This is a genomic window from Flavobacterium sp. I3-2, assembly GCF_013389595.1.
Classification (GTDB): domain Bacteria; phylum Bacteroidota; class Bacteroidia; order Flavobacteriales; family Flavobacteriaceae; genus Flavobacterium.
The window spans coordinates 1,221,161-1,235,913 of the sequence record NZ_CP058306.1; the positions used below are offsets into that span (position 1 = coordinate 1,221,161).

At 32.1% G+C, this 14,753-nt stretch carries 13 protein-coding genes; 8 read left to right on the forward strand and 5 right to left on the reverse strand.

From position 1 onward, the window contains the following. Positions 1-148 precede the first annotated feature (148 nt). The 7 genes from ricT (at position 149) to yiaA (ending at position 7,724) form a co-directional block, all read left to right on the forward strand. Complete coding sequence (gene ricT / locus HW119_RS05745) at positions 149-1,651, forward strand: stage 0 sporulation family protein (RefSeq protein WP_177762030.1); 1,503 nt, start codon at positions 149-151, stop codon at positions 1,649-1,651. Continuing rightward, a complete protein-coding gene (locus tag HW119_RS05750; RefSeq protein ID WP_177762033.1) occupies positions 1,629-2,129 on the forward strand; it encodes a gliding motility lipoprotein GldH in 501 nt (166 codons plus the stop codon). Before ricT ends, HW119_RS05750 begins: the two co-directional genes overlap by 23 nt. Before the next feature lie 5 nt (positions 2,130-2,134). Next, complete coding sequence (locus tag HW119_RS05755; RefSeq protein WP_177762035.1) at positions 2,135-4,486, forward strand: penicillin-binding protein 1A; 2,352 nt, start codon at positions 2,135-2,137, stop codon at positions 4,484-4,486. A gap of 131 nt (positions 4,487-4,617) precedes the next feature. Then, positions 4,618-5,316 (forward strand): CoA transferase subunit A, encoded by a 699-nt coding sequence (locus HW119_RS05760; protein WP_177762037.1) that lies wholly within the window; start codon positions 4,618-4,620, stop codon positions 5,314-5,316. Between the two features lie 2 nt (positions 5,317-5,318). Next, positions 5,319-5,975, forward strand: a complete 657-nt coding sequence (locus HW119_RS05765) for a CoA transferase subunit B (protein WP_177762040.1) — start codon at positions 5,319-5,321, stop codon at positions 5,973-5,975. Positions 5,976-5,997: 22 nt separating this feature from the next. Further along, the gene (locus HW119_RS05770) at positions 5,998-7,242 is read left to right on the forward strand and encodes an AI-2E family transporter (RefSeq protein WP_177762042.1); all 1,245 of its coding nucleotides are present in this window, start codon (positions 5,998-6,000) and stop codon (positions 7,240-7,242) included. A gap of 92 nt (positions 7,243-7,334) precedes the next feature. Continuing rightward, positions 7,335-7,724, forward strand: a complete 390-nt coding sequence (gene yiaA / locus HW119_RS05775) for an inner membrane protein YiaA (RefSeq protein ID WP_177762044.1) — start codon at positions 7,335-7,337, stop codon at positions 7,722-7,724. Positions 7,725-7,758: 34 nt separating this feature from the next. Here yiaA and HW119_RS05780 read toward each other — a convergent pair whose 3' ends face one another. From HW119_RS05780 to HW119_RS05790, 3 genes are read right to left on the reverse strand one after another with little or no spacing between them, the layout of a single operon-like run. Then, on the reverse strand, positions 7,759-8,202 hold the full coding sequence (locus HW119_RS05780) for a hypothetical protein (protein ID WP_177762046.1): 444 nt from the start codon (positions 8,200-8,202) through the stop codon (positions 7,759-7,761). Beyond that, positions 8,199-11,552 (reverse strand): transcription-repair coupling factor, encoded by a 3,354-nt coding sequence (gene mfd, locus HW119_RS05785; RefSeq protein ID WP_177762048.1) that lies wholly within the window; start codon positions 11,550-11,552, stop codon positions 8,199-8,201. Before mfd ends, HW119_RS05780 begins: the two co-directional genes overlap by 4 nt. A gap of 8 nt (positions 11,553-11,560) precedes the next feature. Beyond that, a complete protein-coding gene (locus HW119_RS05790) occupies positions 11,561-12,145 on the reverse strand; it encodes a hypothetical protein (RefSeq protein ID WP_177762050.1) in 585 nt (194 codons plus the stop codon). 167 nt (positions 12,146-12,312) lie between these two features. Between HW119_RS05790 and HW119_RS05795 the strand changes: the two genes are divergently transcribed. Further along, positions 12,313-12,750 carry an META domain-containing protein gene (locus tag HW119_RS05795; protein ID WP_177762052.1) on the forward strand — a complete coding sequence of 146 codons (438 nt, stop codon included), beginning with the start codon at positions 12,313-12,315 and terminating at the stop codon, positions 12,748-12,750. 64 nt (positions 12,751-12,814) lie between these two features. Here HW119_RS05795 and HW119_RS05800 read toward each other — a convergent pair whose 3' ends face one another. Together HW119_RS05800 and HW119_RS05805 are read right to left on the reverse strand one after the other, a co-directional pair. After that, entirely contained in the window at positions 12,815-13,372 is a 558-nt protein-coding gene (locus HW119_RS05800) for an autotransporter outer membrane beta-barrel domain-containing protein (protein ID WP_177762053.1), read from the reverse strand. 92 nt (positions 13,373-13,464) lie between these two features. Next, entirely contained in the window at positions 13,465-14,718 is a 1,254-nt protein-coding gene (locus HW119_RS05805) for an aspartate kinase (RefSeq protein ID WP_177762055.1), read from the reverse strand. Positions 14,719-14,753 lie beyond the last annotated feature (35 nt).

The window sequence follows — 14,753 nt, forward strand, 5'->3', positions numbered from 1 at the left end:
ATTATAACCGTTTTGTCAAAAAAACTTATCTTTATAAATTCGGTGTGATATAAAGAAAAATTAAAATAAATATCTAAACACGAAAAAATATTATCTTTACATAATTTTTTAATCGATTTATAACAACTAAGGTTGGTAAATATATAATATGGCTTGTACAAATTGTTCAACAAAAAACAGCAATTCAGGTACACCAAGAGGTTGTCAAAGTAATGGAACTTGCGGAACGGATAGTTGTAATAAACTAACTGTTTTCGATTGGTTGTCAAACATGCAATATCCATCAGGATTTGAACCTTTTGATGTAGTTGAAGTTCGCTTCAAAAACGGAAGAAAAGATTTCTATCAAAATATAGATAAATTATCGCTAAGTATTGGTGATATTGTTGCGACTGAAGCAGCTCCAGGGCATGATATTGGAATTGTTACCCTGACAGGTGAATTGGTTCGCGTTCAAATGAAAAAGAAAAAGATAAGTCCAGATGGAGAAATCCTAAAAATTTACAGAAAGGCTTCTCAAAAAGATATTGATATTTGGACGGAAGCTCGAGAAAAAGAAGAACCAATGAAGGTTCGCGCACGTGAATTAGCTATTAAGCTTCAATTAGAAATGAAAATTTCTGACATTGAATTTCAGGGAGATGCATCAAAAGCAACTTTCTATTATACAGCTAATGACCGTGTCGATTTTCGTCAATTAATTAAAGATTTTGCTAAAGAATTTAGTATTCGAATTGAGATGAAACAAGTTGGTTTCCGACAAGAGGCTTCTCGTTTGGGCGGAATCGGTTCATGCGGACGAGAGCTTTGTTGTTCAACTTGGTTAACAGATTTTAGAAGTGTAAATACTTCTGCAGCTCGTTATCAGCAATTATCACTTAATCCGCAAAAATTAGCAGGTCAATGTGGTAAATTAAAATGTTGTCTAAATTATGAATTAGATACTTATTTAGATGCTTTAAAAGGAATTCCGGATATCGAAACCCGAATCACTACAGAAAATGGAGATGCAGTTTGCCAAAAAATTGACATTTTCAAAGGAAATATGTGGTTTGCATATACATCTAATTATGCCAATTGGATTGTATTAAAAGTTGAAGATGTTAAAGAAATGATTGAAATTAATAAAGAAGGAAAAAAAGTTTCTTCTTTAGAAGATTATGTAGAAGAGACTGCTTTGAAAGAAAAGATTTTTGAAAATGCAGTTGGTGAAGATAATCTTTCTCGATTTGATCAACCTAAGAAAAAGAAAAAACCAAACAAAAAAAGAAAACCAGTTTCTGCAGAATCGGCTACAACTTCAAACGAAGTTAAACCTAAATTGGAAAATCAACCAAGACAAGGAAATCGCCCTAGAAACGAAAATAAACAAAGACAAGAACCAAGAGTTAAAAATAACAATTCAGATAATGCAAATGCAAATCCGAATCAAAAAGGGAAGCAAAAACCTGTAGCAAAAGAACGTTCAGTAAAACCTGAAAAAACTACTGATTCTGTAAATTCAAATCCGAATCGTAAGCCTGAAGTAAAAGAACCTTCAGTTAAAACGGAACGATCAAGTGAAACTGCTAATGTAAATCCGAATCAAAAACCTAAGTCAAAACACAAACCGTTCAGACCTAAAAAAAATGACAATCAAGATACTAAATAAATTAGTTACTGTTTCTGTTTTATCTCTTGCTTTCGCTTTTGTAAGTTGTGATGATAAACAGTTTTTTGATGAATATCAATCGACAAATGGTGAATGGAATAAATCAGATGTAAAGAAGTTTACATTTGAGCAAAAAGATACCTTGAATCCATATAATTTATTTGTGAACATCAGAAACAATTCAGATTATCCGTATAACAACTTGTTTTTAATCGTAAAAATGTCAAATTCTAACGGAGATAAATTTGTTGATACATTACAATATCAAATGGCAAATCCGGATGGAACTTTATTAGGAAACGGTTTTACAGATTTTAAAGAAAGTAAATTGTTCTACAGAGAAGATTATAAATTTCCTTCATCTGGAACATACACAATTGAAATAGAGCATGCTGTACGCGCTAATGGAAAAGTAAAAGGAGATTCTTTATTATCAGGAATTTCAGATGTAGGATTTAGAGTTGAAAATATCAATTAATTTTTATGAAAAAAGTTAATAAAAACGAGAATAAAACAGATAACAAAAAATATTTAAAGCTTTTCTGGAAATTATTTGCAGGAGGAATTTCTTCTATAGTTTTATTCTTTTTACTAATCAATTGGGGAGTTTTTGGTTCGATGCCAACTTTCGATGAATTAGAAAATCCGTTGTCAAGTGTCGCTACAGAAATTATCTCTGCCGACGGAAAAACAATCGGAAAATTTTATTTAGAAAATCGTGTTCCTGTTAAGTATTCAGACTTGCCGCAACATCTTGTTGATGCATTAATCGCAACAGAAGACGAGCGTTTTCGTTCACATTCGGGTATCGATGGACGAGGTACTTTGCGCGCTATTAGTGGATTGGGAACCAGTGGAGGCGCAAGTACCATTACACAACAGCTAGCAAAAAACTTATTTCACGGAAGTTCTGGATCAAAGAATATTGTTCTTCGTGGGATTCAAAAATTTAAAGAGTGGATTATTGCAGTTAAATTAGAACGTCAATATACTAAAGACGAAATTTTAGCTTATTATTTAAATACTGTAGATTTCGTAAGTAATGCTTATGGAATTAGATCGGCATCAAATATATATTTTAACAAAGAACCTAAAGATTTAACTGTTGAAGAAAGTGCGGTTTTAGTTGGGATGTTACAAGCGCCATCTAAATTTAATCCACGATTCAATCCTGAACGTTCTCAAGCAAGACGTAATATTGTTTTACATCAAATGGAAAGAAATGGGTATTTAACTGAAGCAGAGAAGTTAAAATACCAAGCAATGCCAATCGTTATTGACTATACTCCAGATACGCATACCGAAGGAGTTGGGACTTATTTTAGAGAATATCTTCGTGATTATATGCGCAAATGGGTTAAAGAAAATCCTAAAAAAGATGGTTCTACCTATGATATTTATAGAGATGGTTTACGTATTTATACAACAATAGATTCTCGCATGCAAAATTATGCTGAAGAAGCAGTCCAAGAACATTTGAGTAATCTTCAAAAAGAATTTTTTAAACAACAAAAAGGAAATAACAACGCACCTTTTATTCAATTATCAAAAGTTGAATCAGAAAAAATAATCAATCGCGCGATGCGTAATTCTGAACGTTGGAAACAAATGGCTAACGAAGGAAAAACAGAAGAAGATATAATCAAATCTTTTGATGTTAAAACCAAAATGGAAGTCTTTACTTGGAAAGGCGCAAAAGATACTTTAATGACTCCAAGAGATTCGATTATTTATTATAAGCATTTCCTTCAAACCGGAATGATGTCAATGGATCCAATTAACGGGGATATTAAAGCATGGGTTGGAGGTATAGATTATAAGTATTTCCAGTATGACCATGTCGGACAAGGTGCAAGACAAGTTGGTTCAACCTTCAAACCTTTTGTTTATGCAACTGCTATTGAACAATTAGGAATGTCTCCATGTGATTCGATTTACGATTCGCAATTTACCATGCCAAAAGGACGTTATGGAATCGCTAAAGATTGGACACCAAAAAATTCAGGTGGTAAATATTACGGATTAGTTAATTTAAAATATGCTTTAGCGCAATCATTAAATACGGTAACCGCGAAATTAATGGATCGCGTTGGACCAAAAGCAGTAATTGATTTGACAAGAGAATTGGGAGTTAAAGGCGATATTCCTGCTTCTCCTGCAATCGCTTTAGGTGCTGTAGAGATTACAGTTAGCGATATGGTTGCAGCTTACAGTACATTTGCAAATCATGGAGTTTATGTAAAACCAAGATTCGTAAATAAAATAACAGATAAAAATGGCGTTGTTTTATTTGAATCTCATCCTGAAACCAAAGATGTTATGAGTAAAGATATTGCTTATGCAATTATTAAACTTTTAGAAGGCGTAACTGAAGGTGGTTCTGGAGGAAGATTGCGTTACACAGGATCTGGTGGTGCAGGTTATCACGTTATGACAGGTTATCCATACGGATTTACAAATCCAATTGCTGGAAAAACAGGAACAACACAAAATAATAGTGACGGTTGGTTTATTGGGATGGTACCAAATTTAGCTACCGGTGTTTGGGTAGGAAATGAAGACCGTTCGGCGCATTTTAAATCTACAGCTTATGGACAAGGTGCAACGATGGCATTACCTATTTGGGCTATTTATATGAGAAAATGTTATAATGATAAAACATTGCATGTTTCTAAAGAAGCATTTGAAAGACCAGCTAATATGAGCGTTAATGTAGATTGTTGGAAGAGAACAGCTACAGTTATCGATTCTCTAGGAGGTGCTTCTCCAAGAATGTCTAAAAAAGATTCTTTAGCTGCACCCAAACAAAGCGTAGTTGATGAGTTTGATTTTTAAGATTGAATACCTAAATTATATTTTATAATTCCAATTTTAAAACCAAATACAAGTAATATTTTAAAGCGACCTTTTTTTAAAAAGGTCGTTTTTTTTTTATATTTTTATTGCCATTAACTTAAACTATTATTATGATTAATAAAAAGGTAACTAACGCACAAGAAGCATTGTTTGATGTGAAAGACAATCAAACAATTATGTTGGGTGGATTTGGTTTATGCGGAATTCCAGAAAATGCTATTGCCGAATTAGTTCGTAAAAATATTACAGGTTTAACTTGTATTTCTAACAACGCAGGAGTTGATGATTTTGGATTGGGATTATTACTTCAAAAACGTCAAATCAAAAAAATGATTTCTTCATACGTTGGTGAAAATGCCGAATTCGAACGTCAAATGTTAAGTGGTGAGTTAGAGGTTGAATTGACTCCTCAAGGAACTTTGGCAGAAAAATGTCGTGCAGCTCAAGCAGGTATTCCTGCATTTTTTACTCCTGCTGGCTACGGAACTGAAGTTGCTGAAGGTAAAGAAACGCGTGAGTATAACAATAAAATGTATGTTTTAGAAGAAGCGTACAAAGCAGATTTCGCAATCGTAAAAGCTTGGAAAGGTGACGAAGCCGGAAATTTAATTTTCAAAGGTACAGCTCGTAACTTTAATTCTTGTATGGCCGGAGCTGGTAAAATTACCATTGCTGAGGTTGAAGAATTAGTGCCGGCTGGAACTTTAGATCCAAACGAAATTCATATTCCAGGGATTTTTGTTAAACGTATTTTCCAAGGCGAGAAATACGAAAAAAGAATTGAACAACGAACTGTTAGAACAAGATAAATATGGCTTTAGATAAAATAGGAATTGCAAAACGTATTGCAAAAGAATTGCAAGATGGTTTTTATGTAAACTTAGGAATTGGTATTCCAACTTTAGTTGCTAATTATGTTCCTGACGGAATGAACGTTGAATTTCAAAGTGAAAATGGTGTACTTGGTATGGGACCATTTCCTTTTGAAGGTGAAGAAGATGCTGACTTAATCAATGCAGGAAAACAAACCATTACAACGATGCCAGGAGCTTCTTTCTTTGATTCTGCAATGAGTTTTGGTATGATTCGTTCACAACATGTAGATTTAACTATTTTGGGAGCCATGGAAGTTTCTGAAAACGGAGATATTGCCAATTGGAAAATCCCTGGTAAAATGGTTAAAGGAATGGGAGGAGCAATGGATTTGGTTGCATCGGCAGAAAATATTATTGTTGCCATGATGCACGTGAATAAAGCTGGCGAATCTAAAATATTAAAAAAATGTACCTTGCCTTTGACAGGTGTTGGATGTGTTAAAAAAGTAGTTACAGAATTAGCTGTTTTAGAAGTAACTCCAAAAGGATTTAAACTTTTAGAAACGGCTCCAGGTGTTACTGTAGAAGATGTGATTGCTGCTACAGAAGCTGATTTGATTATTGAAGGAACTATTCCTGAAATGACTTTTTAAATAAAAATTAATCTGAACAAATATGAACAACGAAGAAGAAATCAGAGATAGATTATTACAACAAGAAGCTGAGGAACTTGAAATTCCTATCAAAAGTCAAACGGTTCCTTTTGTAGTTAAACTAGCTTGTGTTTTAGTTAGTTTAGTTACAATTGTTTACGTTGCGGTAATTGGCGAAAGTATTTTAATCCCCTTATTTATCGGATTTCTTGTAGCTATGTTGTTGGTTCCACTTTCTGATTTTATGGAAAAAAAACTGAAGTTTTCTAGATTGATTACTTCGTTCATTTCGCCCATATTATTTTCATTATTTGTTTTAGGAATTGTTTTCTTTATTGGAAAGCAAGTAGTTGGGTTTGCTAGTGATGTTCCAGAGTTTGAACATAAAGCACAAGTTTTATTTGACCAAGGTGCCGATTTCATAAGCGAGAAATTTGGAATTACAAAACAAGCGCAACTCGAATATATTAATAAAGAAGCAATTGCAGCTTTACAAAGAAATTCTAAGATTTTAGGCGATATAATTATTTCGTTTACATCTATGATTGCTTCTGCAGCATTTGTTTTTTTATACATATTTTTCTTTTTATTATATAGAAGGCATTTTGTAAAATTTATGGTTTGGTGTTTCAGACCTGAACATCAAAATCAAGTTCGCGAAACAGTTTGTTCCGTTCAGAGTATTATCAAACAATATATTTTTGGCTTATTAATTCAGATGACTTTCATAGCAACTGCATTGATTATAGCTTTTTCAATTATCGGAGTAAAATATGCGATTCTGTTTGCTGTTCTGTGTGCTGTATTGAATTTGATACCTTATGTTGGGATTTTTTCTGCTACTGTTTTTGCAGCCATGGTAACTTTAGCAACAGGAGAACCGAGTGACATATTGTGGTTATTCTTATCAGTTATTGTTGTTAATTCAATCGATAATAATGTAGTAACTCCAAAAGTAATTGGATCAAAAGTCTCCTTGAATGCTTTTGTCGTTTTCTTTGGAATTATAGTTGCTGAAAGTTTATGGGGTGTTGCTGGAATGTTTATTGCAATTCCGATATTAGCTATTTCAAAGGTAGTTTTTGATGCAGTTTTAGATTTGAGGCCATTTGGTTTCTTGTTAGGTGAAGATGATCAATTAACCCCAATTTTCGATAAGTATTATAAAAAAATTACAACTTCTAAGGATGTCGAAAATTCAACAATCGAAAATATAAATAACGAAGTTATTGATTCTAATCAGAAAGATTCAGAAAGCACAAAATAAATAGTAAGCATCTCAACATCATGAGGTGCTTTTTTTATGCTTTATTTTAACCTAAATGTTAAATATAATTTTATATTTGAATAAAAAAATATATGAAAAATCAAAAAACATCAACGGCTTTTGTGGCTGCTTCTTGGATTGCACTTCTTGCTGGCGTAATTGGTTTTATTGTTGGATTAGCTCGTGCTGAAATGTTACTTAATGAAAAAGGTTATTATTTCACGATTCTACTTTACGGTTTATTTGCAGTAGTTTCATTACAAAAGGCTGTTAGAGATAGACAAGAAAATATTCCTGTAACGGATATCTATTACGGAATTTGTTGGTTTGGAACATTGTCATCAATTACCTTGTTAATAATTGGATTGGTAAATGCGATTATTCTACCAAGTGAAAAAGGATTTTATGCATTTGCTTTTTTATTAGCACTTTTCGGAGCAATTTCAGTACAGAAAAATACTCGAGATAATTTATCTGCTTAAAACAAAAGCGTTCGAAATCAATCGAACGCTTTTTTTATTCTATAAAATCTCTGATGTAAGCCTGAATTGGAATTCGGAATTCTTGCTTAAAAACGATTCCATCTTTTGTAGCTGGTTTCCATTTTGTTGAACCAATCACACGAATGGTCTCTTTATAAAACGTATTTTCTGCTGTTGTATTTACGGGTTTAAAATCAACAGGTCTTCCTTCTTCATTTATTGAGAATTCAACATAAATTGTCATAATATCTCTATTCTTAAACTCATCAGTTACATCGGTTTTCTTTAAATTATTGTAATTAAAATTTGTCGAAACATAATTGTAAAAATTATTAATTCCACCTTTGTAACTCGCATCAACAATCACAGGAATTGGAATAATCGAATCCTGAACAATTAACTTTTGAACATCTGTAACCTGAGAATACCCCAATTTACACAAGCAAATAAAGATTATTAAGCATATTGATTTTCTCATAACTCATTTAGTTTTTGCATATATTCTAACGCTTTGCTAATGCTTTTTACGTTTTCAAAAGTAAGAAGTAAACGCAATCCATTCTTGGTTTGTTTCTCTTTCAATTTACAAACATTTCCGTAAGATTGTACAAACAAAAGTACTTTTCTAAATCGGTTGGATTGATAAAAATCCGATTGTTGGTCGGCAATAAAATAACCAATCATTTTTCCTTGTTTCAATAAAAGCTTTTCGATACCAGCATTTGTTGCAATCCATTTGATGCGAACACTATCTAATAATGCTTTTGCTTGACGCGGAAGTGGTCCAAAACGGTCGATTAATTGCTTTTCGAATTCGATTAACTTTTCTTCTGTTTTGATTAAGTTTAATTCGTTATATAAACTTAAACGTTCCGAAACATTGTTGATGTATTCATCTGGAAAAAGAATCTCAAAATCAGATTCGATAACAATATCTTTAACATACACTTTGTTTTCGATGTTGTTATCTTCTTCATATAAATCTTTAAACTCGTTTTCTTTCAATTCTTCAATGGCTTCGTTCATGATTTTCTGATACGTATCAAAACCAATATCATTAATAAAACCACTTTGTTCACCACCTAATAAATCTCCAGCACCACGAATTTCTAAATCTTTCATAGCGATGTTTAATCCGCTTCCTAAATCGCTAAATTGTTCTAAAGCTTGAATACGTTTTCGCGCATCTTCAGTCATTGACGAATACGGCGGACAAATGAAATAACAGAATGCTTTTTTATTGCTTCTTCCAACACGACCACGCATCTGATGTAAATCGGATAATCCGAAATTATTAGCGTTATTTACAAAAATGGTATTTGCATTTGGTACATCTAATCCACTTTCGATAATCGTAGTTGCAACCAAAACATCAAATTCGCCATCCATAAAAGCTAGAAGTAATTCTTCTAATTTTTTACCTTCTAATTGTCCGTGTCCAACTCCGACTTTTGCATTCGGTACCAAACGTTGAATCATTCCGGCAACTTCCTTGATGTTTTCAATTCGATTGTTGATAAAATAAACCTGTCCGCCACGTTCAATTTCATACGAAATCGCATCACGAATAATTTCTTCATTAAATCCAACCACATTGGTTTCAATCGGATAACGATTTGGCGGCGGCGTTGTAATAACTGATAAATCTCGAGCAGCCATTAACGAGAATTGTAGCGTTCTCGGAATTGGCGTTGCTGTTAATGTTAAGGTATCAATATTTTGAGCAATGGTTTTTAATTTATCTTTAACAGCAACTCCAAACTTTTGTTCTTCGTCAATAATCAAAAGTCCTAAATCTTTAAAAACAACATTTTTATTCACCAATTGATGTGTTCCAATAACAATGTCAACTTTACCTTCGGCAAGTTCTTTTAAAGTTTCCGCTTTTTGTTTTGCTGTTTTAAAACGATTCATATAAGCCACTTTAACGGGCATGTTTTCTAATCGTTCGCTAAATGTTTTATAATGTTGAAACGCCAAAATAGTTGTAGGAACCAAAACAGCAACTTGTTTACCGTTATCAACAGCCTTAAATGCTGCACGAATCGCAACTTCTGTTTTACCGAAACCAACATCACCACAAACCAATCGGTCCATTGGACGGTCGCTTTCCATATCGGTTTTAACGTCAAGCGTTGATTTCATTTGGTCTGGCGTATCTTCATAGATGAACGAACTTTCTAATTCGGCCTGAAGATAACTATCCGGAGCGCAAGCAAATCCTTTTTCTAAACGACGTTTTGCATACAACTGAATCAAGTTAAATGCAATGTGTTTAACTCGTGCTTTGGTTTTTTGTTTTAAAGCTTTCCAAGCGTTTGAACCAAGCTTATATATTTTAGGAGGCGAACCTTCTTTTCCGTTGAATTTTGATATTTTATGTAACGAGTGAATACTTACATAAACAATATCGTTATCGGCATAAACCAATTTTATAGCTTCTTGCGTTTTTCCTTCGACTTGGATTTTTTGTAAACCACCAAATTTTCCAATGCCGTGGTCGATATGCGTAACATAATCACCAACGGTTAAAGAAGTCAATTCTTTTAGCGTGATGTTTTGTTTTTTGCTTTGGCTGTTTTTGATACTGAATTTATGATAACGTTCAAAAATTTGATGGTCGGTATAACAAACCATTTGATTTTCTTCGTCGATAAATCCTTCGTAAAGCGGATTTACAATAACTTCGAATTGCGCAACATGTTGTTCGTTTTCGTTTCTAAACGATTTAAAAATTTCTTTTAAACGTTTAGCTTGCGATTCGTTCGAACAAAAAATATAATTCTTATAACCGTTAAAGCTATTTTCGTTTAAGTTGTTAATCAACAAATCGAATTGTTTATTAAACGAAGGTTGTGGTTTGAAGAAAAATGGAACTTCAAATTTGGTGTCAAATAAACGGGAATCTGAAAATTCTACAATCGAAAAAATTTCAGCTTGACTGATAAAATCTTTTCCATTCAAGAACATTTGTTTCGGTTCTAAATGGCTCACACCTTTATTTAATTTTGAAAAGGCGCTTTCTGCTTTTTCAAAAAGTAAGTTCAATTTCTCGTTTAAAACCGTTGCATCTTGAATGAAAAGAATGGTTTTTTCGCCGATATAATTTAAGAACGATTCGCGATTTTCTTGATGAAATTTATTTTCGATATTTGGAACAATCGTAATTTTCTTTTTTGTTTCTAACGAAAGTTGCGTTTCTACATCGAACGTTCGAATGCTATCAATCTCATTTCCGAAAAATTCAATTCGATACGGATTGTCATTCGAAAACGAAAAGACATCAATAATTCCACCACGAACCGAAAATTCACCTGGTTCTGCAACAAAATCGACACGTTTAAAATTATATTCAAACAAAACTTCGTTAACAAAATCAATTTGAATTTGGTCGTTCAACGCAATTTTCAAGGTGTTTTTGTCTAATTCTTTTCGGGTAACAACTTTCTCAAAAAGAGCATCGGGATACGAAACAATAATGGAAGGTTTTTTACGCGAATTGATTCGATTTAAAACTTCGGCACGCATAAGAATATTTGCATTATCAGTTTCTTCGATTTGATATGGACGTTTGTATGATCCTGGATAAAATAAAACATCGTCTTTATTTATCAAGGTTTCCAAATCGTTTAAATAATAAGCAGCTTCTTCTTTGTCTTTAAAAATTAATAGAAAAGGATGTTCACTTTCTTGAAACAAGGAAGCGATTTGAAAAGAAGTTGCCGACCCAATAAAACCCTTTGCATAAATTTTTGCGCCTTTGTTTTGTAAAAGCGATTGTAATTTTTTGGTTTTTTCGAAATCGTTATATAATTTTTTGATATTCATTTTTTGATTTATTCTTTTGGAATTGCATCTAATGTTGCACGTTTTATCGTATCTAAACTTTGAATCATATCTTGCTCACCAACTTCCATCGGAATTGCTTTTCTGACCAAAATCTCATCAAACTGATTGGCTATCGATTGGTAGTTTTTATTGATTTTTGCAAACAACTCTTTTACTTCTTTTGCAGGAATCAAATCCAATTCCAATAACATTTCCAAAGAATTAATATTGGTATTTAAAAGATCTATTCTACTCTTAACATCAGGTTTGTTATAAACTTCAGGAATGTTATTCTGCATTTCTGAAGCTAATTTAGAAAGTCTTTGTGCTTTTTTATGAAATGCACTTAGCGATGTAACCGGTTTTATTCGATATTCTTTTTCGAAATCGTTCCATTCTTTCCAGTTTACTAAATGATTCTGAACATTTTGATTGATTTTTGGAATTTGAATTATCCATTGATCATCGATAGTTTTGAAAATCGAATCTCGTTTTTTATCAAGAATTTTTTGTTGTTCTTCGGCAGTTATTCCCTTTTCTTCACATGAAGAAAAAAGTAACAAACCGATAATTGCTAAATAAATGTATTTCATAAAGATAATTCGTTGAGAGAACAAATTTACAAATGAAATTTAGATATTAAATAATTTAAGGAATGAGAATAATGTTTTTTATGAATTAATTCGTTTTAAAGTGTCCTTGCGATATGAATTTTATCTGAATATTCGTAACTTAGCTTATATTTAAAAACAATTGTAAGATGAAAAAGATTTTAGGTTTTTTTAGCTTGATGTTAGGTGTGATTTTGGTTTCTAGTTGCGCCACTAAAAAAGGTGATTTAGGTTCTACAGAAGAAACTTTGTTTAGTAACAAATGGCAATTTGTAGAATTAGCAAATGTTGCAATTAATAAAGAAGTGAACGGAACGGTTCCTTATTTATCTTTTGATAAAGCCGAAAAGCGTTTTTCTGCGATTACTGGATGTAATACGGTTAACGGAAATTTCACGGCAACAAATTCAAAAGCTGAATTTGGTTTAGGCATGTCAACCATGATGTTTTGTGAAGATATGTCTGTTGAAAACGGATTTAAACAAATCTTAGAAAATGTAAAAACGTATAAAATCATTGGAAATGAATTGGTTTTAATGGGAAGCAATGATAAAGTTTTAGCAAAATTCAATAAGTACAACAATTAAGAATTTACTAAAAAAATAAAAAAAGCTTGTATTCAATTGAATTACAAGCTTTTTTTATGCAGTACTAAAAAGTATATCCTAGTTTAACTCCAGCTTTGAAAACAAAATTGTCAAAATATTTGTTATCAACATCGCCTTGTCCGCGAACTTCCCATTTCCAGTTAAAACCTAGTGAAGGGTCGATGCTTAGGTTTTTGGTTAGTTGAATTTTATATCCAATATTCGGATTAAAAATACTCCAATAACTATATTTACCTTTAAATTTTTCACCATTAATCGTGTCATCGAATTTTATTTCACCATGCGTAATAAAATTTTCTACATATAAACCTTCGCGAATTCCTTTTTTTGAGTAAGTTCTTGTTCCTAAATCAACTACAAAACCATTTCCTGTTGTTGTAAAATTCTTTTCATCTAACTTCAATTGCCCATAACTAGCATTTAAAATCCATGAAGTTAACCGTTCTCGAGATTTCATTCCTTTTGTGAATTCAAAACTCACTCCGTATTGTGTAGGTTCAGACCAATTGTAATTTGCAGAAATGGTTACTACATCTTTTTTTATATCTTGAGCAAATGCCGAAACTGATATTAGCGAAAGTAATAAAATAATTTTTTTCATGTTTGGATTGTTTTTAGAATATTTTAACACAAACCAAACAATGTGCCAAAAAAAAATCACTTCGAATAGAGAAATGATTTTAATATTATATTTTATTCTTTTATTACAATTTGCATGGTTTCTAAATTGATCTGTTGCAACAATATCGTTTTATTTTCGATAACCGATTGCGCTGCTTTTTCATCGAAATGACGAATGGTGTAAAGCGAAACATTTTCGTTGAAACTTACATTGAAGTTTTTAGAAAGTTCTTCGTTTAAAGTTTCGAAATTATTGAATTTATCTTCGACACAAACCGTAAAACTAATCGCAGAATTCTGAATGACATTTACTTTTATGTGATTTTCGCCAAACCATTTAAAAATCTCACTTACTTGAGATTCCATGATAAATGAAAAATCTTTAGACGAAATCGAAATTAATAATTGATTTTTCTTTACAATAAAACATGGTACAAAAGGCTCTAAAACAGCTCCTCTAGAAACCGAAGTTCCAGCTAATGTAGGATTTACAAACGATTTTACATACAAAGGAATTTCTTTTTTTTGTAAAGGTTGTAAGGTTTTTGGATGAATTACAGAAGCTCCATAAAACGCTAATTCAATTGCTTCGCGATACGAAATCTGATTTAGCAACGTGGTATCTTCGAAATAACGCGGATCTGCATTTAAAACTCCAGGTACATCTTTCCAAATGGTTACACTTTTAGCATCTAAACAATAAGCAAAAATAGCTGCCGAATAGTCCGAACCTTCACGGCCAAGAGTTACCGAAAAATGATTTGGATCGGATCCAATAAAACCTTGTGTGATATAAAGCTTTTCAGATTGAATTTGATTTTTAATATTGTTTTCTGTTTTCGTCCAATCTACAACTGCATCTCGATAGGTTGTATCTGTTTTGATTAAATTACGAGAATCAATCCAGACGTTTTCAATGTTTTCTTGATTGAAGAAGTAACTTAAAATCGTAGTTGATAAAATTTCGCCATAGCAAACAATCTGATCGTAAACAAAATTGTAATTTGGTGATTTGTTATTTGATAAAAAATATTCCATTTCGCCAAACAACACATTGATTTTATCAAAAACCAAATGATTTTTATTTTCGAATAAACCATTTATAATTTCCAGATGATAATCCTTGACAACTTGGATGGCCTGTTTTAATTCTTCGGGTTTCTTAAAATAACTGTTGATAACATCTTCTAATGCATTGGTTGTCTTGCCCATTGCAGAAGCGATAATTAAACTATTATCAAAACCTACCGCTTGTAAAACGTGTAAAACATTACGAATCGCTTGCGGATCTTTTATCGATGCGCCTCCAAATTTAAATACTCTCATTCTTTTTAATTATAAATAAATCATTTTTTAAATTT